This is a genomic window from Gilvimarinus chinensis DSM 19667, assembly GCF_000377745.1.
In the GTDB taxonomy this organism is placed as follows: Bacteria; Pseudomonadota; Gammaproteobacteria; order Pseudomonadales; family Cellvibrionaceae; genus Gilvimarinus; species Gilvimarinus chinensis.
In genome coordinates, this window is the sequence record NZ_KB898710.1 from 27925 (window position 1) to 53425 (window position 25501).

Annotated in this window: 20 protein-coding genes and 1 pseudogene; 9 read left to right on the forward strand and 12 right to left on the reverse strand. The window is 52.6% G+C overall.

Annotated elements, in window-relative coordinates; translation table 11 throughout:
• Positions 1 to 32: 32 nt before the first annotated feature.
• From D568_RS0113630 to D568_RS20165, 5 genes are all read left to right on the forward strand, one after another.
• Positions 33 to 1673 carry a methyl-accepting chemotaxis protein gene (locus D568_RS0113630; RefSeq protein ID WP_020210163.1) on the forward strand — a complete coding sequence of 547 codons (1641 nt, stop codon included), beginning with the start codon at positions 33 to 35 and terminating at the stop codon, positions 1671 to 1673.
• Positions 1674 to 1792: 119 nt separating this feature from the next.
• Complete coding sequence (locus D568_RS0113635) at positions 1793 to 3325, forward strand: alpha-N-arabinofuranosidase (RefSeq protein WP_020210164.1); 1533 nt, start codon at positions 1793 to 1795, stop codon at positions 3323 to 3325.
• A 209-nt stretch (positions 3326 to 3534) separates the two neighbouring features.
• On the forward strand, positions 3535 to 4410 hold the full coding sequence (locus D568_RS0113640; RefSeq protein ID WP_020210165.1) for a helix-turn-helix domain-containing protein: 876 nt from the start codon (positions 3535 to 3537) through the stop codon (positions 4408 to 4410).
• 134 nt (positions 4411 to 4544) lie between these two features.
• Positions 4545 to 5933 carry a DUF1593 domain-containing protein gene (locus tag D568_RS0113645; protein ID WP_020210166.1) on the forward strand — a complete coding sequence of 463 codons (1389 nt, stop codon included), beginning with the start codon at positions 4545 to 4547 and terminating at the stop codon, positions 5931 to 5933.
• A 157-nt stretch (positions 5934 to 6090) separates the two neighbouring features.
• Positions 6091 to 8661: a glycosyl hydrolase 115 family protein gene (locus D568_RS20165; protein WP_020210167.1), complete on the forward strand. Its 2571-nt coding sequence runs from the start codon at positions 6091 to 6093 to the stop codon at positions 8659 to 8661.
• 59 nt (positions 8662 to 8720) lie between these two features.
• Here D568_RS20165 and D568_RS20170 read toward each other — a convergent pair whose 3' ends face one another.
• Positions 8721 to 9857 carry a tyrosine-protein phosphatase gene (locus D568_RS20170; RefSeq protein ID WP_083915364.1) on the reverse strand — a complete coding sequence of 379 codons (1137 nt, stop codon included), beginning with the start codon at positions 9855 to 9857 and terminating at the stop codon, positions 8721 to 8723.
• A gap of 27 nt (positions 9858 to 9884) precedes the next feature.
• Positions 9885 to 12491, reverse strand: a complete 2607-nt coding sequence (locus D568_RS20175) for a TonB-dependent receptor (RefSeq protein WP_020210169.1) — start codon at positions 12489 to 12491, stop codon at positions 9885 to 9887.
• Positions 12492 to 12678: 187 nt separating this feature from the next.
• Here D568_RS20175 and D568_RS21160 point away from each other — a divergent pair, with 187 nt between their 5' ends.
• Positions 12679 to 13059, forward strand: coding sequence for a BlaI/MecI/CopY family transcriptional regulator (locus tag D568_RS21160; RefSeq protein WP_020210170.1), 381 nt, complete (start codon positions 12679 to 12681; stop codon positions 13057 to 13059).
• A gap of 17 nt (positions 13060 to 13076) precedes the next feature.
• The gene (locus D568_RS0113670) at positions 13077 to 14531 is read left to right on the forward strand and encodes a M23/M56 family metallopeptidase (RefSeq protein WP_020210171.1); all 1455 of its coding nucleotides are present in this window, start codon (positions 13077 to 13079) and stop codon (positions 14529 to 14531) included.
• On the opposite strand, the gene D568_RS22330 is transcribed toward D568_RS0113670, so the two are convergent.
• The 3 genes and pseudogenes from D568_RS22330 to D568_RS21165 all read right to left on the reverse strand — a co-directional run bounded on the left by D568_RS22330 (position 14528) and on the right by D568_RS21165 (position 16312).
• The gene (locus D568_RS22330) at positions 14528 to 15037 is read right to left on the reverse strand and encodes a methyl-accepting chemotaxis protein (RefSeq protein WP_483788243.1); all 510 of its coding nucleotides are present in this window, start codon (positions 15035 to 15037) and stop codon (positions 14528 to 14530) included. The genes D568_RS0113670 and D568_RS22330 overlap by 4 nt on opposite strands.
• 33 nt (positions 15038 to 15070) lie before the next feature.
• Positions 15071 to 15832, reverse strand: a pseudogene (locus D568_RS22335) (PAS domain-containing protein); the annotation flags it as partial.
• Between the two features lie 276 nt (positions 15833 to 16108).
• On the reverse strand, positions 16109 to 16312 hold the full coding sequence (locus tag D568_RS21165; RefSeq protein ID WP_026287045.1) for a hypothetical protein: 204 nt from the start codon (positions 16310 to 16312) through the stop codon (positions 16109 to 16111).
• Between the two features lie 40 nt (positions 16313 to 16352).
• On the opposite strand from D568_RS21165, the gene D568_RS21170 reads away from it, so the two are divergent.
• Positions 16353 to 16553, forward strand: a complete 201-nt coding sequence (locus tag D568_RS21170) for a hypothetical protein (protein WP_020210174.1) — start codon at positions 16353 to 16355, stop codon at positions 16551 to 16553.
• An 11-nt stretch (positions 16554 to 16564) separates the two neighbouring features.
• On the opposite strand, the gene D568_RS0113690 is transcribed toward D568_RS21170, so the two are convergent.
• Complete coding sequence (locus D568_RS0113690; RefSeq protein ID WP_083915366.1) at positions 16565 to 17860, reverse strand: GGDEF domain-containing protein; 1296 nt, start codon at positions 17858 to 17860, stop codon at positions 16565 to 16567.
• Positions 17861 to 18159: 299 nt separating this feature from the next.
• Here D568_RS0113690 and trhA point away from each other — a divergent pair, with 299 nt between their 5' ends.
• Entirely contained in the window at positions 18160 to 18786 is a 627-nt protein-coding gene (gene trhA, locus D568_RS0113695; protein ID WP_020210176.1) for a PAQR family membrane homeostasis protein TrhA, read from the forward strand.
• Here trhA and D568_RS0113700 read toward each other — a convergent pair.
• The 6 genes from D568_RS0113700 to D568_RS20195 form a co-directional block, all read right to left on the reverse strand.
• On the reverse strand, positions 18736 to 20220 hold the full coding sequence (locus D568_RS0113700; RefSeq protein WP_020210177.1) for a PepSY-associated TM helix domain-containing protein: 1485 nt from the start codon (positions 20218 to 20220) through the stop codon (positions 18736 to 18738). The two genes, trhA and D568_RS0113700, sit on opposite strands and share 51 nt — an antisense overlap.
• A 4-nt stretch (positions 20221 to 20224) precedes the next feature.
• Positions 20225 to 20764: a hypothetical protein gene (locus tag D568_RS0113705; protein ID WP_020210178.1), complete on the reverse strand. Its 540-nt coding sequence runs from the start codon at positions 20762 to 20764 to the stop codon at positions 20225 to 20227.
• Between the two features lie 74 nt (positions 20765 to 20838).
• Entirely contained in the window at positions 20839 to 22158 is a 1320-nt protein-coding gene (locus D568_RS0113710) for a DUF418 domain-containing protein (protein WP_020210179.1), read from the reverse strand.
• Positions 22155 to 22988 carry a sugar phosphate isomerase/epimerase family protein gene (locus D568_RS0113715; RefSeq protein WP_020210180.1) on the reverse strand — a complete coding sequence of 278 codons (834 nt, stop codon included), beginning with the start codon at positions 22986 to 22988 and terminating at the stop codon, positions 22155 to 22157. The genes D568_RS0113710 and D568_RS0113715 overlap by 4 nt, the downstream gene beginning before the upstream one ends.
• Positions 22985 to 24238, reverse strand: coding sequence for a DUF6005 family protein (locus tag D568_RS20190; protein WP_020210181.1), 1254 nt, complete (start codon positions 24236 to 24238; stop codon positions 22985 to 22987). The genes D568_RS0113715 and D568_RS20190 overlap by 4 nt, the downstream gene beginning before the upstream one ends.
• Complete coding sequence (locus D568_RS20195) at positions 24238 to 25500, reverse strand: AMP-binding protein (RefSeq protein ID WP_020210182.1); 1263 nt, start codon at positions 25498 to 25500, stop codon at positions 24238 to 24240. Before D568_RS20195 ends, D568_RS20190 begins: the two co-directional genes overlap by 1 nt.
• Position 25501 lies beyond the last annotated feature (1 nt).

Genomic DNA, 25501 nt, shown 5'->3' on the forward strand with positions numbered 1-25501 from the left:
GAGGCTCCCTATAACGACAATTCGGAGTGCCCATGTTTGTGTTGCGTCAATTCTCTATTGCTCAGCGTCTCAGCACTGTAGCCGTTCTGGCTTTATGCGTTGTCCTCGGTGTTATCGGCTTGTTTTCCATCGGTTACCACGAAAGTCTGCTGCAAGATCGGCGTATTAAAACCCAGCATTTGGTGCAGGCAGGGCTGGGGGTGATGGAGCATTACCAGAGGCTTGAGCAAAGTGGTGAGCTGACTCGCGAGCAGGCACAAGAGCGTGCTATTGCGGCTATTGATGGGCTGCGTTATGGCGATAATGATTACTTTTGGATTCAAAATCGCCGCGTGGAAATGATAAATCATCCCTTCAGCACCAAGCTTAACGGCACCAGCATAGCCGATATCGCCGACCCTAACGGCGTGCGCTTATTCAGTGAAATGGAAAAGCAAGTGGCGCAGGCAGGAGAGGGCTTTGTGCATTACCACTGGCCTAAACCGGGCTTTGATAAGCCGGTGGAAAAGGTGTCGTTTGTGAAAGCGTTTGCGCCCTGGGGCTGGGTGCTGGGCTCGGGCATTTACATCGATGATGTCGAAAATGCCTTTTGGCAAACCATGACGTTTACGCTCACGCTTGCACTGATGGGTGTGGTGTTGCTGACGGTGTTTATTTTTCTCATTGCCCGCAGCATTACCCGCCCCATGCAGGGCGCTGTGGCGGCGCTTGAAGATATTGCCAGTGGAGACGGTGATTTGACACACCGTTTAAGCACCGAGGGTCGCGATGAGCTGGCAAGCCTTGGTTGTGCGTTTAATCGCTTTAGCGACAAGCTCGCCGGTGTGATCACTAATGTGCGCCATTTGGTGGAGCAAAACCGCGACGTAGTCGCCACCGTGAAAGGCACCATGAGTCAGGCTAACGGCGTTTACCAGCGGCAGAAAACCGAGCTGGATACCGTGGCCACAGCGATTGAGCAAATGAGCGTTACTTCGCAGGAAGTGGCGCAGCGTATTGGCGATGCCGCCACCGCAGCACAAAGTTCCAGCGACCAATCGGCCGAGGGGCATAACACCGCTGAACACACCCGCGAGTCCATGGATGCCCTGGCGACGGATATCGCACAAACCCAAGCAGCAATTGGCAAATTGGATGAACAGTCGGGCCGTATTCGCACCGTACTGGATGTGATTCGTGGCGTGGCCGAGCAAACCAACTTACTGGCGTTAAACGCGGCCATTGAGGCGGCGCGTGCCGGCGAGCAGGGCCGGGGCTTTGCAGTGGTTGCCGATGAGGTTCGCACCCTTGCCAGTCGGGCGCAGGACTCCGCCGACGAAATTCAATCCATGATCGACGCACTGCTTAGCAGTACCGCAGCCGCTGTGCAGGCCATGCAATCGAGCCATGAGCGCTCCGAAGCATTGGGTGAGCGGGTGCATTCGGTCGCACAAGTGCTGCAAGAGATCAACAACGCCGCTGCCACCATTACCGATATGACGCACCATGTGGCCTCGGCCGCAGAAGAGCAATCGCAAACATCCCATTCGGTGGCGCAGAGTTTGTCACAGCTGAATCGCTACGGCGATGAAGTGCTCAGCAGCCTTGAGCGCACCGACGTGAACACTCGTATTCTCGCCGATACCAGCGCCGAGCTGGAAGCGGTGATGCAGCAGTTTCGAATCGGTGACTAGAGTGTAACGCCCCATGATTTTTAAAGGAGTGTAAAAACGAATGGCCGCAATATGGAGTTATGTATACTAGTGTTCCATAAGTTGTTAAGTAAAAAAATAAAATTCCATCGGAGAGCCTTATGAAATTAAAAACAGCCATCGCTTGTGGCTTATTACTAACCAGCCAATCACTCCTGGCGAAAGATCATACAGTAGAAATTGAATTCGACGCGAGTGAATCTGGTCCACTGATTCACAAAGATATCTATGGGCAATTTGCCGAGCATCTCGGTCGCGGTATTTACGAAGGTGTTTGGGTTGGAGAAGATTCCGACATACCCAATACCCGCGGTTTTCGCAACGATGTGTTAAACGCGTTGCGCGACATTAACGTGCCTTTGGTGCGCTGGCCTGGCGGCTGTTTTGCCGATGAATACCACTGGCGTGAAGGCATAGGCCCGCGCGATGAACGCCCGGTAAAAGTAAACACCCACTGGGGCGGTGTGGAAGAGCCCAACACTTTTGGTACCCACGAGTTTTTTGAGTTCGTCGAACTGTTAGGCGCTGATGCTTACGTTAACGGCAACCTGGGCAGCGGCAGCGTGCAGGAAATGGCCGAGTGGATGGAATACATGACCGGCGATAAGGGCTCCACCCTGGCCGAAGAGCGTCGTAAAAACGGCCGTGAAGAGCCTTTTGAAATCGCCTATTTTGGAGTGGGCAACGAGGCCTGGGGTTGTGGCGGGCACATGCGTCCAGAATATTATTCGGATTTGTATCGTCATTACTCTACCTTCCTTAAAGCCCCTCACGGCAAAATGCCTAAGTTGGTAGCCAGTGGTGGCACCGGAGATGACACCTCTTGGACCGATGTGCTCAGCAAGAATGTTGAGCAAAAAATGGATGGTATCAGTTTCCATTACTACACCCTGCCTTTAGGGGATTGGGATAAAAAAGGTCGTGCGGTTGATTTTCCTAAGGATGAGTGGGCAAAAACCATGGCACAGACTTATGAAATGGATCGGTTTATTCAAATGAACCTGGCGGTTTTGGAAGAAAATGATCCTGACAACACCGTTAAGCTCTACGTTGACGAGTGGGGCACCTGGTACGACCCAGAGCCTGAGCGCGACCCGGGTTTTCTGTATCAGCAAAACACACTGCGTGACGCAGTCGTTGCGGCAGTGAATTTCAATATTTTTCACAAGTACGCTGACCGAGTGACAATGACGAACATCGCTCAAATGGTGAATGTACTTCAGGCGATGATCCTGACCGACAAAGAAAAAATGGTGTTAACACCCACTTATTACGCCTATGGGTTGTACAAAGTGTTTCAAAATTCGACCTCTATTCCGTTTGAGATTAAAGCACCTGGATACAAGGTTGGAGACAAAAGTGTGCCCGCGGTAACCGCATCAGTCGCTAGAGGAGATGATGGCAAACTCTACATGGCACTGGTGAATCTAGACCCGGAAAATGGTGCGGATATCAAGCTGGATATTGACGGCGTTACAGCCAAGCGGGCGGTAGGGCAAATGCTGACCGCCGAGGCGATGGACGCGCGCAACACGTTCGAAGATCCAGACGCTTTCAAGCCCGTAGCGTTTGAAGCTGATCTGGATGAGCTGGAAATACCCGCCAAATCGGTCGTTGTCGTTGAGTTGAAATAAACTTTTTATAATGACGATATCGAATGCCGGGCCCAGCGTAGTGATGCGCTGGGCTTTTCCGTATTAACGAGAAAGTTTGGGATTGATCAACTCAAGACACTTATTGCTTTATTTTTCTTTTAAAGTGTCACGTTTGTCAGGTGTAGAGGAACGCACTGTGTAACTACCCTATTATTAGCCAACCTACAATTTTCGAAAGGGCTATGCCAATGCCATCAAAAGCCACAGTAAACCAGTTTAATTCTGCGCGCGAGTACTTTGAGCCGTATGGCTTGACCTGTGTCTATTGGCAGCCCAGCTCCATGCCGCGCCCTGATTATCACAATGAAATTGAACTGAATTTTCTGTTGTCGGGCTCGGTTACGTATCTTTATGGTGGACATCGAATAACCTTGGGGGCGGGTAAGTTAGCGGTTTTTTGGGCGGCAATTCCTCATCAGGTAATTGAGTATTCAGAGGGTATTGTTTATTTTGCTGCAACAATTCCCTTGAATGATTTTTTATCCTGGCAAATGCCTGAAGACTTTGTGCAGAGTTTGTTGCAAGGGCAATTCTATTTAGAACCATCGGATGCCTCTGCAGAGGCTGACGCTAGGCTTTTTAAGCGTTGGGAATTCGATTTGCAGGGCGGGAGTGTGGCACTGGATAAGGCCGTGCTGCTGGAAATGCATGCACGTTTATTGCGACTCGCCGACAGCTTGTTTCAACGGGGCTACACGCAAAGGAATGCTATCGTTGCTCATCAGATGATCACGTCTGAACTTACCAAAGTTGAACGAATGGCGTGCTATATCATGAAAAATTACACCGAAAAAATCACCACGGCTGATGTGTGTAAGAGTGTCGGGCTTACACCCAACTACGCAATGAACTTATTTCGGCAGACGTTTGGCTCTTCTATTGGTGACTATCTTATCCAGCATCGTGTGTCTCACGCTCAGCGCTTGCTGGTGACTACCTCGGTGCCAATTACCCAGGTGGCTCTGGAATCGGGCTTTGGGTCTATCAGCCGATTCAATGAGGCGTTTCACCGTAATAGCGGGTGTTCACCCCGTCAGTATCGTCAACACCATAGTGTGGCATAAACTCTTAGTATTACTGCCACCGCTGAAGTCATAGAATCCCGGTAATATTGGAAGCAATAGCGGAAGAAATGGCCAGAAAGTGTGGTTATTATCGGCTTTGAAATTTTAATAATGACTCATAGGTATCCACGCTCATGAGATATGCCCTTATTGTGTTCTTATTCTTTTCGTGTGTCTGTTTCGCAGGCGCAGAACCTCTCAAACCTCGTATTATCCTGCTGACCGATATTTCGCCAAACCATATCGAGCCCGATGATATGGAGTCGATTATCCGGTTGTTTTCGTATGGTGACCTGTTCGAAATCGAAGGTATTGTCGCCACCACCGGTTGGAGTAGTGAAGGCGATAACGCTGAGTGGATTGAGTTAATCTACGATGCGATTGACGCCTACGAGAAGGATCTGCCGAAGCTGTCGCAGCGCTCTCAGCAATCAGAATTTGCTGCGGATGAAGAGGTCCAGCGCCTCGGGTACTGGCCAAGTCCCGATTATCTTCGGGACCGGACGGTAGTGGGTAGTCAGGTGCGCGGCATTGAGTTTATTGGCAAGGGTAATAACACAGCCGGTAGTCAATTACTGATCGACGCCGCCAATGAAGCCGATGAGCGCCCGGTATGGGTGTTGGCTTGGGGCGGTGCGAATACCTTGGCTCAATCCATCTGGTACTTACAGAACAATGGCGATGGTAAACAGCTTGCCCACTTTTTAGACAAGGTGCGTTTATACACGATCACTGACCAGGATCGCAGCTACAAAGAGGGCACTCCCTATGAAATCAGTGCCCACCAATGGTTGCGTCGCGAGTTTAAAGACGAGCTGTTTTTTATCTGGGACGAAAGTGCGTGGCGCTATCAAAACGGCACCGGAAAAGCGAATTGGGATGAGTACGCTAAACACGTTCAGGGTAAGGGCGTTATGGGCGAGTTGTATCCTAAATACAAGTATGGTGTAGAGGGCGATTCGCCGTCGTTTTTTTACGTACTGCCCAACGGCTTAAATTATCCTGAAAACCCAGGCTGGGGTGGTTGGGGCGGTTATTTTGAAATGGCCCTGACGCCCGACGGTGAGACGTATGCGCTCACCAATCACAGTCAAATAGACGCGGGCGCTGTTTCCCGTAAGTACGAAGAGCAGTTCTACCCCGCTATTTTCAACGATTTTGTTGCGCGCATGGATTGGGTGAAAGAAGGTACAGGCAATCTAAACCCCGTTGCGGTGGTGGGTGATGACGCCAGCCTTAAACCTGTCTACCTGACGCCCAAGGCAGGGGCCAAGGTAAACCTGGACGCTTCTGCAAGCCACGACCCCAACGGCGACGCTCTTAGTTTCTTGTGGTGGTATATGCCAGAAGCTGGAGATTACGAGGGCGCACTTAAACTGCCAGGAGCAGATGCGAACTCCGTGACTATTGATGTTCCTGCCGATTCTGCGGGTAAAAGCCTACATATCATTCTTGAGATTACCGATAATGGCACGCCTAATCTTACCGCCTACCGTCGGGTTATTCTTAAGCCCCAAGCGTAACTCAATCACCAGCCCGAGAGGTTTAACGCACATTGCGGGCTGGTAGATTTACAGCATCTAGCTTGCTACACTCTTGCAAATTGTTTGGTTGACTATAAGGCTCGGTGCAGACCGCTGCATTGGGCTTTATCTATTAATTATTTAAAGAATAATGACTATGAATATGCCGCGCCTTCTCGTCTTTATACTTACTTGTATTTTACCGTCCGTCAGCCTCGCCGACTCCTGCGAAGCACCTGCGAGTGTATGTTTTACCTCCCAAAAGGGCGCTCTCGCACTCATAAAAAACGGCGCCCCACTTGCGGTGTTGTCGGATAAAGACGCAAACCCCGCCGTACAGCGTGTAGCACAAGATTTTGCGGATGACTTAAGAAAGATCAGTGGTGCGAAGGCTAGGCAGGTAACTCAAATAACAGATCTGAATGGACCTGCAGTGCTGATTGGCGAAGTAGGTAAGAACCAGTTTATCGATTCGTTGGTTAAGTCTGGCAAGCTGGACGTGTCCGCCATACGGGGTAAATGGGAAGGCTATGTTATCAGCGTTATCGATGAGCCCTGGCCGAATGTACCTCGGGCACTGATTGTTGCCGGGGCTGATCGTCGCGGTGCAGTGTTTGGCAGCTACGAATTATCCGAAGCCATGGAGGTGTCCCCCTGGTATTGGTTTGCCGATGTGCCCGTCAAGCCTCGCGAGAACGTGTACATCACGCCCGGCTCTCGGGTCGACTGGCCAGAGGTTCGCTACCGCGGCATTTTTATTAATGATGAAGATCCAGCCCTTAGCAGTTGGGCAAAACAACGCTTTGGCGGTGTTAATTCAAAGATGTATGAGCGTGTATTTGAACTGATACTGCGCTTAAAAGGAAATTATATCTGGCCTGCAATGTGGTACCCCAAAGCGTTTCATTTGGATGACCCGAAAAATAAAGTGCTCGCGGATGATATGGGCATTGTGATGGGAACTTCGCACCACGAACCTTTAACCCGAGCCCAAAGCGAGTGGCACCGAATAGACAGTGACGTAACCGGAGGGGCCTGGGATTATCAAACAAATGCGGAGAATTTGCGGGAGTTTTGGCGCGGCGGCATAGAGCGGATGATGTCCAAAGGCGACGGTCAGGGCTATGAGAACCTGGTGACCGTGGGCATGCGCGGTGATGGCGATATGCCGATGGCTGAAGGTACCGCGATTGATTTGCTGGAGACCATTGTTACCGAGCAGCGTGACATTATTGCTGAGGTCACGGGCAAGCCCGCATCGGCAACACCCCAGGTATGGGCCCTGTATAAAGAAGTTCAGGATTATTACGATCAGGGCATGACCGTACCGGATGATATTACATTATTGTTTGCCGATGACAATTGGGGGCAGATTCGCCGTTTGCCGACTAAAGACTTAGATCGCGCTGGCGGTTTTGGGGTTTACTATCACTTCGATTACGTGGGCGTGCCCCGCAATTACAAATGGCTTAACACTCAGCAAATTCAGCAGGTCTGGCAGCAGATGAACCTCGCTTACGAGCGCCACGCGCGTGACCTGTGGGTGGTGAATGTCGGCGATATTAAGCCCATGGAATACCCGCTGGATTTCTTTATGAAAATGGCGTGGCAACCAAGCGCCATGGATAGCGCGGCGCTGGAAGAGTTTCCTGTACAGTGGGCCAGCCGCTCTTTCGGGGCTAATGTGGCGGACGATGTGGCTGAACTTATGACTGAATACAGTCGTCTGGCGTCGCGTCGAACCCCCGAGCTATTAAACGAATCGACCTTTCCTGTAGGGCCGGTGGCCGAAGTGTTAGATGGGCAAGAGTTCGGCCGTATTGTGGCTGACTGGCGCGCATTGGTCGCGCGATTAGAAAGTGTAAAAAAGCAGATTACCCCTGAGCAACACTCTGCGTTTTTTCAACTGATCGAGTACCCCATACTGGCGTTTTCAAACCTTTATGAGCTGTATTACGCGACCGCCTGGAATCGCCGCCTGGCCTCTCATCACGATCCGCGCGCTAACCATTTTATTCCCTTGGCCGAGAGCGCTTTTGCCCGTGATGCCGAGCTGACTGGTCAGTATCATGCGCTGAACAATGGCAAGTGGGATGGCATGATGAACCAGGTGCATATGAATTACGTGATTTGGAATGAGCCAACTCAGCAAACCTTGCCTGTGCTTACCCGGGTGGCTGCAGACGCGCCGGTGGATAAACATGTGCAAGAAATTGTATTTGCTGACCCTTACGCTGCCAAAGACAATAAGCACATTGTAATAGACGCGACTCAGTTCTCGCGTAACGTGGCGGGTAAAGGTGTTGCATGGACAGCGGTAGAGCATTTAGGCCAAGGGCGTGGCGCAATGTTGTCTGTACCTCAGGGGCAGCCAAGTACAACGGTCGAGGACAATGTAAGGTTAGAGTACGATTTTTCACAAAATCAAACGGCCGACGTAGAGATTCGGGTAAATTTGTCGCCTACTTTGGATACTCGCAATGCGGGGGGTATTCGCCTCGGTGTATCCATCGATGAACAACCGGTGCATACATTAATCTCTACCTTACAACCGACTGCCGGTGGCGTGAGCAATGATAATCAGGCCGATTGGGTTGAAGCGGTTTCAAACAGTCGCCACACTCTATCGACTAAGATTACAAACGTAACCAAAGGACAAAGAACGCTCAAGCTTTGGCGTTTGGACGACAATATTCTTATTGAAAATATTGAGCTAGTGGCGCAGTAGCGGTTACTTACTTAAAAAAGGGGCCGCAATAGCGGCCCCTCCCAAAATTTATCGGCTTATCAAGATTTATCGGTTAGATAAAGCGATTTAAGGCGGGCAAGGTCACTTGGGGAGACGTCCAGTTCCTTCTGGATATAAGCCATGGTTGATCCGTGCGTTTTTTCCAATTCATCGAACATTGCTTCAATAAACATGGGCTTGGAGCCCATAAACACATTGCGAATTTCTTCAGGCATTTGCGCAAAGCCTGCGTGCGGCGCGTCTTGATCCTGCGCCTTTTTCAGATCGGCTGGCTCGTGCTTGGCGACTCTTTCTGTGAGGGTGTAGTCCTCGATGATGGTGTCGCGGGGCACGCCTAAGGCCGTCAGGATTAACGCCGCAGCCATGCCCGTGCGATCTTTACCGGCCGAGCAGTTAAACGCTAACGGCGCATTGCCCGCGGTCAGCTCGGCAAACATCTCTTTGTACTGTTGTTTGAATGACGTCGGCCCTTGACGATAGAAGTAGGCAAACATTTGCTCGGCGTCTTCCTTGCTGCGAATAGACGATAACTGGAGCGCACCTTCGCCGGACATCAGTTCACGCATTGAATAGTCACGGGTTTGGTAGTCGGCATTGGGGGCGAAGGCGTTCCACTGTGTGGGTTCGCTAGCCAGCTCTTCGCGGGAGCGGAAGTCGCAAATGACTTTAATGCCCAAATCGCTTAAGTAGTCGTAATCCTGATCGGTCAGGCCCACCATGGTGCCACTGCGATAGAGTTTGCCCCACTTAACGTATTGGCCGTCTTCGGTTTGATAGCCGCCCAGATCACGAAAGTTATGCCCGCCCTGCAGGGGCAGCAAACGCTCGGCCACCCAGCGACCTTCGCCATTGTTAGGCGCTACATAGTAGTAATGGCGGGTGTCAAAATCATCGTCAATGCGATAGCTGTTGCCGCTGATATCGTCGGCAATTTTAATCATGGTTTGCGTGTCGGGGCTGGTGGCCTGATAAATGTCGACCGGCACCTGGGCGCCGTCAAACCCCCAGAACAGTAGTTGTGAGTCGGGGACAAAAACACTGTCTTCGTTGACCAGCGACAGCGAGTTTAGAGTGCCGCCCGCGACGGTTTGAGTGTCTTGATGACTGCAGGCACTGAGCAGGCTGGCCGCTAAGCAGGCGACCAGCAGAGTTTTTGGGGTAGTCTTTTGCATCATTATTCCCTCGTAGGTCTCTACAGTTTGTTAGAAGCTTGCACGCACGCCGAACAGGTAGCGTTTACCGAAGCCTTCAATTTCAACGGGGCGAGTTTCGTTACCCTGATAGCGAATGCCGGTTTCGTCGGTTAAGTTGTTGATGTCGGCGTACAAACCAATCGCTTCGGTAATTTGGTAGCGAATGGACAGATCCAAGCGCTCAGTGTCTTGCCAGTAGTAATCGCCGTCGGCATCGGGCGAAATATCGTCCAGCCAGGCGTCGCGCCACTGCCAGTTCAAACGCACGGACCAACCAAAGTCTTCGTAGTAAAGCGAAGAGTTAATCACCTGGTCAGAGGTGCCGGGGAAGGCGGTGGTACGACCGTCGGGGGTGGTGAATTCACCGTCCAAAAAGGCGACGTTAGCCTGCATACCAAAGCCGTCAAAAGGCTCCGGCAAGAATGACCACTGCTGTTGATAAGCAAGCTCTACCCCGGCCAGTTTGCCGTCGTCACCGTTCAACGTAGTTTGGTATTCGTAGTCAGAGCGATCCATCCCGTCACTGTTGTAGCGATCGTCGCCGACGGTGGTGACCGAGTCGAACAGCACGTTATCTACATCGCGGTAGAACGCGCCGATAGACGCTACGGCGGCGTCGGCAAAGTACCATTCCAGCGAGGTATCAACCCCCTTGGCAAATTCGTTTTCTACTTCGGGGTTGCCTCCCGAGACGCTTTCTCCTGCATCGCTAATACTGGCGCCCGCGCGCATCTGGTTAAACGTGGGGCGGCTGCTACCCGTAACAAAAGCAAGGCGATATTTTAAATCGTCTGTCACTTCAAAGTTCCAGTGAATGCTCGGGTAAACGCGCAGCTCGTCACTGTCTAACGTAATCGGGGTAGTACTGGTGCCGTCGTTTAAAAAACCTGCGCTGGTTAAATCGGTTTGTTCAACGCGCGCGCCCACTAAAATCTGGTGTCTGTCCCAAGTCCAGGTGTTCATCAGGTAGGCGCTGGCGACTTTTTCGTTTACCTGGTAGCTGGAATCGGGGCTGATAAATTCGTCAGGATTAACCAATCCTGCGTCTGTCAGCGCTGCGAGCGCAGAGTCCAACTCATCGCGCAGTCCGGCATTATCAACGTAAGTAATATCAACACCGCGATCAAAATCTGTGTCCCAGCTTTCATCGGTCACATACTGGTTGGGGTTCCAGTCAGAGCCGATCGCCTGTGCCATAGGGCCTACGGCGACAAATGCCGAGCTGCTACCAGGGGATGTCGCCTCGCGATCATCGTACTGCACGCCAAACTTTAATTCAGAGTCCGCCGCGCCCATAGTCCAGGCGCGGGTAAAATCCAGCTTGGCAGTGTAGGCGTCGGTTTCCGAATTAATTAAATAGTTAACCAGGCCATCAAAGCCGAAGCCGGTTTGATTTAGGCTGCTGCTTGCCTCGCCCATCACCGGCATGCCTTGCTCATTAAATTCGGTGCTATACAACTGCACTTGCGGGAAACCGCGATCTGTGTGGTTGTAAGTCAGTGAGGCAAATTCCAGCGGATCGGTTTGGTTGCGCAGGATAATAGGCAGCTCAACATTGGACTCTGTTTGGGTGTAGTTTAAGCGCCAGTTAATTTCCCACTCGCCGGTAAAGTGATCGCCGCCTAAAGTGTTGGTGAACGTGGAATTTTCATAGTTACCGTCTTGCAGCCAGCCTTCAATCGGCACGCCAATCAGCTCGCCCGCATCAGGAGCGCGGTTGCCGGCGATGGCGTCTTCCAGTGACAGCACATACATATTGCGCTGTTCGTGATCGAGAAATTCGGTGTACAGGGATGACAACACAAAATGGTGTGCATCGCTTGGAGCGTACTCGAACTTGGCCATCGCCGAATTGGTTTCGCGCTCCAGTTTGTAAGAGCGGAAATCAAAAAACGTCGGTGCGTCGTTTTCGTCATAACCAATTTCGTTATTGTCGGTTACTTGCTCCATGGAAAAGGTTGATAGCGCCACTACGGCACCAAAGGTATCTCCGCCCCAGGCCAGACGCCCGGCATAGCGTTCCTGATCACCATCGCCCAGCTCCATGGGGCCGTAGCCCAAATCCAAATCAACACTGAAGCCGTCGCTTTGCAACGGCGAGTAGGTGTGAATATCTACCCGGCCGGCCAGCGCTTCAGACGACATGGAAGGCGTGAGAGTTTTACTGATCTCTACCGAGTCCATCACCGCGGCGGGCACTGAGTCAAAGCGAAACACGCGCTCTTCGGCGCCGATGACATTGATGCCGTCAAAAGAAACCGTGGTCCAGCGCGCCGGTGCGCCGCGTACCTGAATGTAGCGGGGCTGACCCTGGTCGCGCTGCACCGCTACTGCGGGCAGTCGTGCCAGTGCCGCGGCGGCGGTATGGTCGGGGAAGCGACCGATATCATCCGCGGCAATGGCGCTTACTACGTTTACTGCATCGCGCTGTAAGGCGATGGATTGCGCCTGCGAGTCGGCAATGGGGCTTGCCGAAACCAGAACTTCTTCCATCACCGGTGCCACGATGTTCTGTGGCTGTTGTTCGTCCCCCTCGGCGGCGATGGTGCCGCTGCACACCGCAGCGCACAGGGCGGCTAGGGTGCACTTTTTGAATAATGGTTGAGTTGCGAGCATTACACGTCCTCAAAAGTGAGTTTTTGATGGCGCATACGCTAAGTGAGGAATATGACAGACTTATTACTACAATGTAGTAGTTGTGCTATGTTGTAAATAAGTTGCTATTTTGTATTTGGGCTATGACGTTGTCATAAAACTGTTATTTTAACGGCTTAATATCGCGCGCGGTCGTGTTGGAGGACTTGTGAGACAAAAGGCGTTGCCAGAATTATCAAAAACGGAATTTACGGTTTTAAATGTGTTGTGGAAAAAGAGCCCGCTGTCGGTGCGTGAAATTCACGACCGACTGAATAACGGCTGGGCTTACACCACTACTAAAACCACTTTGGATCGCATGGCGGGTAAAGGCATTTTATCGCGCGAGTCGGCGCACGGCGTTTTTATCTATGTGCCATTGGTGGGGCGCGCCGCAGGATTAGTGCAGTGGGTCAAATTTATTGCCGACAATGTATTTGATTTAGAGCCCACTGAAGTGGTGAATTTATTCGCCAAACGAAAAACCTATTCTGACGAAGAGATAAAAGAACTGCGCGATTTACTGTCGCGCGATGACGATCGCCACTGATTTTCTGAGAGCGAACATTGACAGAACCCACGAGCTTTGTTTTTTACAGTGCCAGCCTCGTTTTGCTGGATTGGGCGCAGCGGTTTTTGTTGCTGTCCATTGTGGGCTTTGTGGTCGTTTACGCTTTACTTAAATGGCTCAAACCCTACAACACTGGCCCTGTGTGGGCGGTTTTTTTGGGTTGGCTGTTTCTTACCTCGTCACCTCTGGTGCCAGGGGTACCTCAAAGCTGGATGGCGTGGACCGGGTTATCCGCGTTTATTCTGGATGACCCCTGTGTGATGCTGCCAGTCGATCGCGTTGATTCGCTGATTACTCAGAGTCTTCCCTTTGTTACTAATACAGAATTGCTGGTGATTCTCTGGGGTTTAATAAGTTCGGCATTGCTGCTGCGGATCATTTATAAAAGGATGAGTTTTGTTGGCATCATTAACAAGGCAAATCCAGTCGTTGATCCCTACTGGCTAAACACTGTAGAAACTCTGCGCTCAGACTATGGGATTTCTCGTCGAGTTTATTTGTGCCATTCGCACTCTTACGCCGCGCCTTTCACCGTGGGTTACCTGCGTCCCGCGATCTTCTTGCCATCGTCGATAGTCACGGATTTAGATCGCGAGACGGTTAAAGTGATTCTCGCTCATGAAATGGCGCACATTGCGCGCGGCGATGACTTCAGCGTAACCGTGCAGCATGTATTTAACGCGCTGTTCTTTTTTAATCCGGTGGTACGCATTGCGCAGCGCAACCTCAACGATGCTCGCGAGCTCGATTGTGATTGTCTAGCGGTGGCGCGGGGAAAAATTTCGCCGCGTGACTACGGCCTGGCAATGGTGCGGGTGCTGGAGTATTTCAAAGGCAGCTTAACTCCCAATGTACCTGTGGCGGGTTTTCTCAGTAAAGATATTAAGTGTCGTATTCACGGTTTAATGGACTCAAGGGCGCAGCAGCGAGGCTGGTTGCTTAGCGCGGTGCTGTCTGGTGCTGGTTTGTTAATGGTCAGCTCGGTATTGGCGGCCAGTAAACCCGCCCCCCAAATTTTGCCGCCGCAACATGCCAAGGCGTTATTAATGCAATTGGATCCTGTGCATCCTATGCCGGGCGCTCGGGTGACGGGGCATTTGCATCTAGGCTCTCCGCTCGGCTGCTTGATCCCGGAGCGCGATCACTATCATACGGGCATGGATTTAACACCGCAGGCGCCGGGTGCTCCTGTCTATGCGATTGCCCCTGGGTTTGTAAGCAAAGTGTTGGTGCCAGCCGGAGAATACGGCAAGCTGGTCAAAATAGAACACAAGCACTCAATCCACGCGACCTATGTTCGCCTAGATAACGTCGAAGTCAAGGTCGGCCAGCCTGTTGGTCGCGGCCAAAAAATTGGTGACTCTGGAGCAACTCTAGTGACCCGTCATGTCCATTTTGAACTTACCCGGGGACAGGACATTATTAACCCGGAGTTAATTCTCGCCCATTAACGCTGCTCTTCTAAGGCCAGTCCGGCCACTGTTTGCGAGACTTTCTGTGCACCTTGGTGAATTTGCTCGATCGCTTTAGCGACCTTTTGATTTAACTCGCTGCCGCTTTGCACCGACTGCGATACCGATTCGATCTGAGTGGTAATCGCTTGAGTGAGCTGTTGGTTGTGTTTAACCACTTGTTCAATCTCGGTGGTCGACTGCGAGGTGCGCGCTGCCAGTTGGCGCACCTCGTCCGCCACCACCGCAAAACCGCGCCCCAGATCCCCCGCCCGCGCCGCTTCAATCGCAGCGTTAAGGGCCAGTAGATTGGTTTGTTCGGCGATGGCGCTGATGGTCGATACAATGGCCTTAATCTGCCCCGACTGTTCATTGAGCTGGCTGATTAATTTCACCGTGTCTTCTACTTGCTGGTTGATGGCGGTGGAGTTCTCAAGTGCGGTATCGAGAATGTGTGAGCCTTCCACTGACGTGTTTAAGGTGCTTGTGGCGCTCACCTTCGCCACCCGCGCGGCATCGGCAATGGTCTCGTTGTGTTGTACTTGGGCGGTAATATCCGAGGCAAATTTAACCACTTTGTATACGCGACCACTGGTGTCAAATACCGGGTTATAGGTTGCCTCTAGCCAGAGCACCTGTCCCGCTGCGGTGCGCCTTTCAAAACGGCCGCTTTTAAAGGCGCCCGCCGCCAGTTCCCGCCAAAAATCCGGATAGTTTTGATAAAACTCGGCGGTGCAAAACATTTCGTGATGCCTACCGGTTATCTCTTCCAGGCGATAGCCCACGGCGTTTAAAAAGTTGCTGTTGGCATGCAGTACCTCGCCCTCGGGGGTGAACTCGATCACCGCCATGGAGCGGTTCAAGGCGTCCACCACACCGTTTTGTTGCGCGCTTTGCAGGTGTTGTTCGGTGACGTCAGTGGCAAGTTGTATAACTTTGATTACCTCGCCCTGATCGCTTACCGGAATAAACGTCGAGTCCAGCCACAGTTGGCTTGTACCGCGGCCGTAGTCGGCCTTTAGTTGCTGACTCTTTCCTTGCGCTACGGCCTGCCACAGCAGGCGGTTGTCTGGCCCAGCGGGGGCGTCAATGTGGCACAGCTGTTGGTGCTTACGGCCGATGAGTTGCTCTTGCGTTTGCCCCAGTTTCTGAGCAAAGACCTCGCTGATGCTAAGCAGCCTCGCGTGCACATCGTATTCGGCATAGAGGGTATGCTGCTGCAGGCTTTGCAGCAGTGTCTGATCCAGGCGCGAACTCTGCTGCAGACTGCTTAGTTGATTCTTTAAGGCGCGCTTAAACATAGGGCATCTCTTCTTCCGGTTAAGCTCTGACTTTCGAGGGGGGGTGAGGGTGGATTGACACCTTTAATGATGAGTAAATACGCGCCAGTTTAAGGGTTGGATCATGAGTGGTTGGAACCAGAGGTGGATTTGCTCCTAACGCTGTTTTGCTTACGTCAATTAGCGTTAGGCTGCTTATTTGTAATAACGGTTATTAAAGTTGGTCAGGCGTCTTGCTCTTGTGGTTATAAGTGTCTTGCTGAAGTAGGCGCTTGTCCGAGGGGATTCTCGGCTCGATTAAAAACAAGCCGTGGTTACCGGCATGGGCGCCAGGCTATCGATGCGATTCAGCCCAATGTGTTGTTTTACCCCGGTGGCCGCTTGCAGGGTTGGGCGTGCACCAAACAGGGCGCTATTGCTTTGCCCAATCTCAACGAGGGTAGCGATGCGGTTACCCTCGCCGATGGTGGTCAACTGCTGGTTTATAATCACTCGGGTCACAACCCTGCTACCGGGCAAAGGCCCGCGTTATCTGCTTAATTTGGCGCGGTCGAATGATGGTGCTCACTGGCAGCCGGTATTGACTCTGGAGGACAAGCCTTTGCAGGAGGGGTATGGCTGCCCCGCGATTATTCAGGCCTCGGATGGTTGGGTGCAGATGGCTTACACGGTGGGTCGCGAGCGTATTAAGCTCGTGGTGGTCGATCCGGCCAAGTTGAGCACAGCAAGGGTTAACCCTTAACGCTTGCCTGTTTATTCAAAAACACAGGTATTACGGCCCGAGTGTTTGGCTTGGTAAAGGGCAGCATCAGCGCGCTGAAATGTCTCGGTAAAGCTTTCGCGGGCTCGGGCGCAGGTCATACCAATACTAATGGTTAGGCCATCGCTCACACCATCGAAATGGGTTTGCGAGATCAGTTGCCGCAACTTTTCTGCCAGGGCTTGGGCGTCCAGCTCCTCGGTTTGTGGGCAGATCAGCATAAACTCCTCACCACCCCAGCGGCAGAAAGTGTCCTGGGCGCGAATGTTGTGCAAAATTAACGTACACAGGGCTTTCAGTGTTTCGTCGCCCTGTTGATGGCCCAGGTTATCGTTGAGTTGTTTAAAGTGATCCAAATCAATCAGCATGAGCGCCAACTTGGCAAAGCTTTCGCCGTTGGGGTAAAGCCGATCTAACTCTGGCGCTATGCCGTGGCGATTGAGTACGCCGGTTAGTTGGTCGCGCATGGACAGTTGTTTGTATTTCTCAGATTTATCTTGCAGTGACTGGCTGTAACTTTGCAGCGATTCCAGGCGTTCTTTATCACGCGCGACACGGCGTTTTAGCCCCCAGTATTGGCGCACGGCTATTGCCACCAGCGCTATCACCCACAGCCCGAGTAAGAGCTGATACCAGTTCGCCCGGCTGAGCAAGGGGCCGGTAAACTCAATGTGATTTACGGTAAACGTGTGTGCTCCTAGCTCTGAGGGGTAGGCTAAATCAATGCCAAACATAATTGCTTGCTCAAAGCCGGGCATGGTGTATTCCAGCGGCACATTGTTATCGTGCTTCCACCAATCAGCCACAGTAAACAGTGCCAGTGGTGCACGCCAGGGCGGCTGGTATTGGTCCACCGAGACAATGACATTGTTAAACTTGTTGCTTTCGTAGTCGTTGGGTCGGGAGAAGCCCGGCTCAAAGTTGCGGATATAAAAACGGATTTTTCCGGTAGGGCCCTGGTAATCCACATCGAGTTCAATATGGGTATAGGGCGTAAGGTCTATGCCTTGCTCGCGGCCGTCGCCCAGAGGAATATGCATGCCACATATTTTCCAGGTATCGCTGGGGCGCATAACGCAGCGAAACTGCCCTGGGGTATCTGTCCAGCTGACAGTGGATTTTCCTCCTCGTTCGGCATCGGCGAATAATAGCTCGCGGCCCAATTCGGGGTTGGGCCAAATTTGCAGGTGCCTCTCTGGCAGCCAGTCGTACATTAGCACTAACAATGCCGTAAAAAGTGCGGCCATCAATGTTAGGCGATAGCCAATATGTTTCCCTACTCTGTGCATAAATAACCAATATTATTGCTGTTTTTCTATTAACCCGGCAATGACGTTTGCCGGGTTAATGGCGGTGCAGGATACGCCGAGGCCGCTCGAAGGTGAGCCCTATAAAGTTAAGGGTTTTGCAAATTCTGCCGATTTTACAGGGCGATAATTAAAATGTTCAGTGCGAGCATTTTAATCTCCACGTTAATAAGCGTATAGGCGATTGTCTTTAGGGTAAAGCCCGTAGGTGTGGTGACACTGAGGAGGCAACTGGCCTAAAATCTTAGCGCACCGGTAACCCAGTCTTCAAAGGAGGGGCTATGTACGACGGCGAACGGATCAACAGTATTACGCATTTGGTCGGTGCCGTGTTGGCGCTGGTGGGTTTTGGCGCGTTGCTGACCATCAGCATTCAGCAGTGGAATGCGGCGCTGATAGTGAGCTTTGTGATTTTTGGTGTAACCCTGATTCTGCTCTACACCATGTCCACCCTGTACCATAGTTTTCGCTCACCCAAGGTCAAGGCGGTGTTTCGCCAGTTGGATCATGTGTGTATTTATCTGCTGATCGCCGGCACTTATACGCCTTTTATGTTGGTGACCGTAGGCGGCACCACAGGTTTAATTATGCTGGTGCTGATTTGGTCGTTGGCGCTGGTGGGGCTGTTGCTGGATATCCTGCCGAAAAAGCGCATCAAGTGGCTGCAGATTTTAATTTACCTGGTAATGGGCTGGGTGTGTGTGGTGGTGTACCGAGACTTGGCGGCCAACTTCGACCCGGTAGGATTGTTGTGGCTGTGGCTCGGGGGGATTGCCTATACCGTGGGGGTGATTTTTTACGTGTTGGATGGCATGCGCAAACTGCGCCACGCCCACGGTATTTGGCATATGTTTGTGTTAGTGGGTTCTTTCTGCCACTTTGTTTCTATTGTCGCTTATGTGCGCTAGGGCGCGCCAAAGCAACAAAAGGGCGGTGACGATTAAGCTCAGGTTGATGCCCAAAGGCGCCGCTTTCCAGGCGTAGGCGCCGAACGCCATTGTATGCAGAACTACCATTGCCAATAACGTCAGTGAACTGGCCAGCTGCAGCAGACCTTTACTGCGGTTGTGGTGATCGACCCACTGGCACAGCAGCGCAGCGACAACCAGCACGCCCCAAAAAATCCACTTGGAGCTGCCGCCCAGCGCTAGTTGTGCTACCGCCGTTAGCCCCAGCGCCAGCGGGGTGCCCCACACAATCGCTGTCCAGATATTATTAAGCCCATCGCGCTGACGCCGTTTGGCCAGCCAGATATTGATACCGCTCACTGAAATAACGGCCAGCGCTAAACCGAGCGCGACATAGGCGAGCTTAACCAGCAAGCCGCCATAGTGGCCAAAGTGAATGCGGTACACTGAGAAAATCGCCTGGCGGCCCGCTTCGCCATCGCTAAACCCCACCTTGCTCAAATAATTGCCGGCGCTGTCAAAGCGGTATTGCTCGGCGTAAATCAATCGCCCCGGGTGCTCGGCACCCAGCAAAATATACTGGTGTTCGGTGCCCACATCTTCCACGGTAATGTAAAACGGTTTGGCCTCGGGAGCGATGTGCGGCATTTGCGCCAGCGCTGTGCCCACGGCGGCAGTTTGTAATGGTTGCTCAAGCTCGGGCTCGGCACCGTAAATAGCGGGTACCACCCGGCTGGTGTCGCCATCGAAAAACGCCTGAGCGCCAATCAAGACAAATAAACTGGCAAGGCCAAAAAAAGCGCCGGTGATCCCAATCATCAAGTGAAAGGGCGCGCCCCAGACACTAAAGCGGTTGTGCCAGTCTGCCTGATTTAAGTGCGTGGCCGCTTTGGGGCGCAGGGTAAAGGCGTCTTTAAAAATACGTGGGTGGGAAAGAAATCCGGAAATAATCAGCCCGCACAGCATGACTCCCAGAATGCTTACCACAATCATGCCAAAGCTTTTGGGCAAGTGCAGGTACAAATGCAAATCAGCCAATAATTGAGTCCAAGGGCTGTCGACTTTATCCCCCAGGCTGCCATCGGCGTTGACAAAATAGCTGCCGTCGTCCGAGGCCACGGTTAAGTGGGGGCGGTCGGCGGTGGGCAACATCACGAACATGTGATGGTGGTGATCGTCGTCGGTTGCTTCTTCCTCTTGTTCGGCAGCCGCCACTTGCGCTGCGAGCAAGCTATAAGCGTTTTGCACCTGTTCGGGGGTGACCTGATGGCGCTCGGGGGCATCGGCCTGCTCCCAGTGCTCCAGTTCGTGTTCGAACACCAACAGGGAACCCGACAAACACACCAGATACATAAAGGCACCCACGGCGATGCCGAGCCAGCTATGGCTTGAAAGAGACTGTTTCACTAACGCGGGAGAAAGAAATTGTTTCATGGCATCACAGTAAAATAACAACGCCGCTGACCAGGCCGGTCAGCAGCAAAGAAAGAATCGGACGGGCGCGACGAGGATCAGCCAGCAGCCAATAACTCATTAGCCCCCAAAGCAGGGGGGAGAGCAAAGCAGCCATCACCATGGCGTTAACCGCAGACAGAGGTGAGAGCTTACCTAAGGCCACCAGGGCTGACACGCTTACTGTACCGGCCAGTAATACAACAGTGATTACCCGCCACAGCTGATGCCCAATTGTTCGAATACGGGCTAACGGCAGTTGGCCGCGCGGCTGAGGCTTGGTTTTTTGCTGTCGATGATCAGCTGTAGCCAGTGCAAAGCACCAAGCGGCCAGCGCCAGAGTGAGCAGTGTAAAGCTAACGCCAAATTCCGGGCCCGATTGGGCGCTCCAGATCAACATTGCCATCAACAGCAATAGCCAACCGGCAAGAGTGGTCAGTGGTGTTGGCTTTGAGCGACGCCAAGCACTAAAAAGAACGCCTGTAGCGCCACAGGTGAGGGCGCAGGCTAGCAAAGCCAAAACCATGGCAAGCTCCTGTTAGAGAGAAACGCGCCAATGGTAGTGAGAAATATTATTAACTGCAACTGGTTGGGGTTGTTTTACCGGTGGCTGGCGGTTTGTTGGGGGTATCTGAGCTGTTGCGCCATGGGTTGGGGTTGCCAATACACTAACGAGCGCCATAGCCATTCAAGGGGCCCAAACTTATAGCGTGTCAGCCACCAGTGGGCGGTTAATATTTGCAGAGTCCATATTCCGGCCACCACAAGGTACAGTTCGGCACGCTCTAATTGGCCGTACCAACCGAGGCCAAAGCCATAAAAAATAAACGCGCCAAGCGCAGATTGGCTGACATATAGTGTGAGCGCCATTCTGCCGCAAACGGCCAGTGCCTGACGCACGCGGGTAAGCCGAGCTGTTTTAGCCAGCCAGAGGAAAAGGCCAACATAACCCAGTGTCAGAGGCACGCGACCCACGTCGTAGTACAACCCCAGAAAACTCCATTTAAGCACGGCGAGTAAACTGAAATCGTGGCGTATCAGTGCGGCCAGCTCCAGCGCATTGACGGTAGCGCCAATGCCAATACCGCCCAGGGCCAGACTTGCGTAAAAGCGTGTTGATCGTTGGGCCGTCAGTACCCCCGTCTTAAACAGTGCCATCCCGATCAGCATCATGCCCAAAGCATCAAACAAGCCGCCCTGGTAAACAATGGTTGATTGATAGGCAATAATTGTCGGCTTCAGCTCGCTGAATACCGACACATAGTTTCCCTGCAGCGCGTCAATCTGACGGGCAAGCTCAGCATCGTCCGGCTTGCGCCACCGCTGTATGTCCTCCCAGTGAGCCAGAGCCTCTTGTTCGGTTTGGGTTAACGCTTGGTTTTGCCGCTCTTTTTGGGTAGCGATTTGCACAGTTTGTTGAGTGTTTATGGTGTCTTGTACCTTGTCCGCCGTGCGTGGCACCAGAGTTGCCAGCAAAGCAAGACCGATAATCATCAGCCAACGAGCGCGTAAGACTCGCATTGGGTAGGCGAACATACCCGCTAACGCATACCAATAGAGTACATCGCCAAACCACAGCAGCCCCCAGGCGTGTACCAGTCCGAAAATAAACAGCCACAGCATACGGCGGTAATACAGATCGCCCGTTTGGCTACTTTGGTTGGCGCCTTGCCAATAACCGCTTAGCAGTAAAATGCTGGCGCCAAAAAGTAAAGAAAAAAGACCGCGCATGGTGCCTTCAAAGAACAAATGCGTCACCGCAAAAGCCGCCAGGTTCCAACCTTCGGCACCGCCGTAAATACTGGGGTCCGAGTAGGCGCGAGGTAGACTAAAGCTGACAATATTAAGTAATAAGATTCCCAGCACGGCGGCGCCGCGCAGTGAATCTAGGGTTTCTATACGGGGCTTATTGGCGCTCATGCGAGACATTTCTTAGCGCTGCTTAGCGCGCGAATTTTCTGCGTGTCGTGAGCTATAGTCCATTGCGGGTCTGGTCCAAACCACTCAAGCGATGCACTGTGAACACGGTCGCGAGGCAATTTATTGATAAACTCTTGATAATCGTAAGCACCTTCAAACAGTGGTACCAAGCCGCTGCGATCACCGGCGGCGGAGTACACATTGGCCGGTGCGAAAACCGGTAATAGTTCGCGTCGACTGATGTTTTTAAAATGTAAGTGATGCACGTAGGGCGATAGCAAATGCCAGGCTTTAACAGGGTCTTCGTGAGCCTCCCAAATGTGCAAAACGTCCAAGTTCACTTTTAACGCGGCGTGATTCACATCGCCTAATAGTTTCAGTGTTGCCTGAGTTGTATCGGCAAACGTGTCCGGGTGAGTTTCAAGTAATAGTTCGCAGCCGTGGCTATGAGCTTGTTGGCAATATTGCTGCAACCGCATCACCAGTTGTTGATAATGTTCAGCGGATGCGTCGGCGCTGGCGGTTTGGCCAGCAAAAATTCTCAGCTTACGAGTGCCCCAATGCTGCGCTAGCTCGCATAACTCTGTGAGCTTTTCCTGCCCTGTATGGAGCGGGCCCTGAAAGGGCAGGTAGTCGCTCAGCATGGCAACATCCAGATTCATGGCTTTCAGCCATTGGCCATTAAGGCCGGGTTGGTCGCGTAAATGGCGCGCATGCGCGGCCCATAGTTCGATACCGTCTAAACCACTGCGAGCGGCAAAGGTTGCCAGCTCTGGCAGGGAAATTAAGTGATGGCGAAAGCTAATGGTACAAAGGGATAAGTGCATCATGCCGGCTTGAGCTCCGCGTCTCGGTGGTCCGTAAAGGCTTGCTTGCGCCATTGGTCGCGGGCCTCGCGCACGGCTTGCTTGATGTTCAGTTCGCGCCGGTTCTGCTCGGCTACCAGCTCCAGCAGTTGTTCTAAATCGGCGCCGGTTTGCGTCATGGCCCATTTGTTGGCCTGGTACAGCAGTTTGTCGAAACCTTTCACCAGTCTTTCAATGGCGTCGCACCAGCGCTCGAATTCTTGTGCCGGTTGGTTAAGCTCGCGCCAAAAGAAAGCCAACCCATGCTCGTAGGCGTACTTGCGTATGGCGAGCACCGGCAGCTCCGCCAGGGCTTTACCCAGCTGCGTTGGCGCCTGGGCGCCTCCGGGTAGGTGGTGTTGGATTATGGTTTCGACTGCGTCGGTCAGGTGGTTTTGCTGCGGGTTAAAGCAGGCGTTGAAGTAGGCATCAATATCGGCGGCGTAAGGAGTGTGCAGGGGGCGGGTGTCCAGCGTATAGCCACCGGCGACCGCCGGTGAGGCAATCGCTTGCATAACACGCTCGCGCTTGAGGTTGCCCTCCCAGCGAAAGTCCGGGTCCCACATCCACAGGTCTTCGTCGCTAGTGGCGTTTTCCAGCAGAACATAGTGTGGGAATGGGTCCAGCGCAAAGCGGTTTTCCCGCTCCGGTAGTCGATACATATCCAGCATTACCATCAGCTGTTGCCAGTCTGGGCGGTGTTGCAGCATAGCGCTCAGGGTATCGATATTGTTCTGCTTGCTCAGGCCGTGGTCGTACCATTGCGTTACTTTCGCGCCGTATAAGCGCTGGTACCAGCGAATAAAAAAATCGTGGTCGACCTTTTCGCTGTGGTAGCGCAGTTGGTGTTGTGCATCGATAAATACTTCGGCATCCCACACGCCAAAGTAAAAGGGGCGGTGGTCCAGCCCATGTTGTTTAATACTGTGGCACAGGCAACTGACGACGCAGTGCACTTTAACGTCCAGCTCGGGTTCGCCCACGGTGTCTTGATCTTGGGCACACAGCAGCTGTTGTAGATCGGCCACGGTTTGCAGCTTGTCGGCATCCAATGCGTAGTCGGGAATTTGGTAGCCGGTTTGAGTTTCCAGCAGCACCAGTAGCTGCATTAATTCAATCGAATCCAGTCCTAAATCGTAGGTGAGGTGGGCATCTGTGTGCACGGCAGCGACATCAAGACGCGGCAGGGTTTGCGCTACCAGGTCGCGCAACTGGGAGATAAAGTCGCTGCTCATCAGGCCACTCCTTCGCATGGCTGAGTCTGAGGCTGGCGGGCAAACTGTTGTGTTAATTGGCGCCGACTTATTTTGCCGTTACTTAAGCGCGGAATCTGGTTCTGGTGTTGAATCCAGCTGGGGCACTGGTGCGAGGTTAAATGCTCGCGAAAAAAGGTGCGCAGCTCGACATCGCTGAGTTCTCTGCCGGTATAAATGGCGGCGACCCGCTCGCCGGCCAATGGGTCGGGCATTTTAAATACGACGGCTTCGTCGATATCCGGATGTTGGCTGAGGGCCGCTTCGACTTCCTGCGGATAGACATTAATGCCGCCGCAAATAATGGTGTCGTCTAGGCGGCCGCAATAGTGCAAATTGCCATCGGCGCTGATAAACCCTGCGTCGCGGGTATGAATGGGTTTATCGCCTTGCTCAATAATGATTTCTTGCGCTTGCTTTGCGCTGCTGCCGGCTTGCAATTTACAGTGCTGCAGCGCCCGGCCTAAGGTGCTGCTTGTTTGCGGCTGGTAGGCAATAGCAACACAGCCGGCTTCCGAGCAGCCGTACTGCTGCCAAATATGCGTTGCTTTGGCGCGCAGTTGTGTAAACCAGGGTTCGGGCATAACGCTGCCAGAGGTCATAACGCCGTACAGGGGGGTAGCGCCGCGCTGTAGCATAAGCAGGGTATGAATAAAAACCGGTGAACTGTAGAGCAGGGGTTTGGGGTAGCTTTCTAAAACTCGCAACAGCTGTTTGGGATTCCAGCCAGTGACAATATGCGGTACCACTCCCCGAGCCATGGACGCGAGCAAGCCGCAAATAAAACCATAGGAGTGAGTAATGGCACAGGCAATGACCGGGGTGATATCTGCGCTTACATTGAGCAAGCGATTGTAGTGTTCGATTTCTGTATCTATCTCGTGCCAGCTGCGCTCGATGGCTTTGGGCTCACCGGTGGTGCCAGAGCTAAATTGAATTAACGTGCCAGAGGGGCTGCTGCTGTTGCCAATTTTTTCCAGTTTGTCGCCGTGTTGCCACAGTAGGTAGTCGCAGTCGAGTTTTTGCGCTTTGGCCCGTGCGGTCTCGTAGGGGGTGTCTGGCTGCAGTGGTGCGACCGATAAGTTGTGGTGACGACAGTAGAGCGCCACCGCGAGCCATTCAAAGGTATCGGCGGTGCAAACGGCCAGGCGTTTAGCCTTGCCGAGGCCCTGCTGTTGCAGAGTGTGCCAGCGCGCGTTGAGATCGTCTTGATGGTAGGTTTTATCGTCTAAGTAAAACAGCATG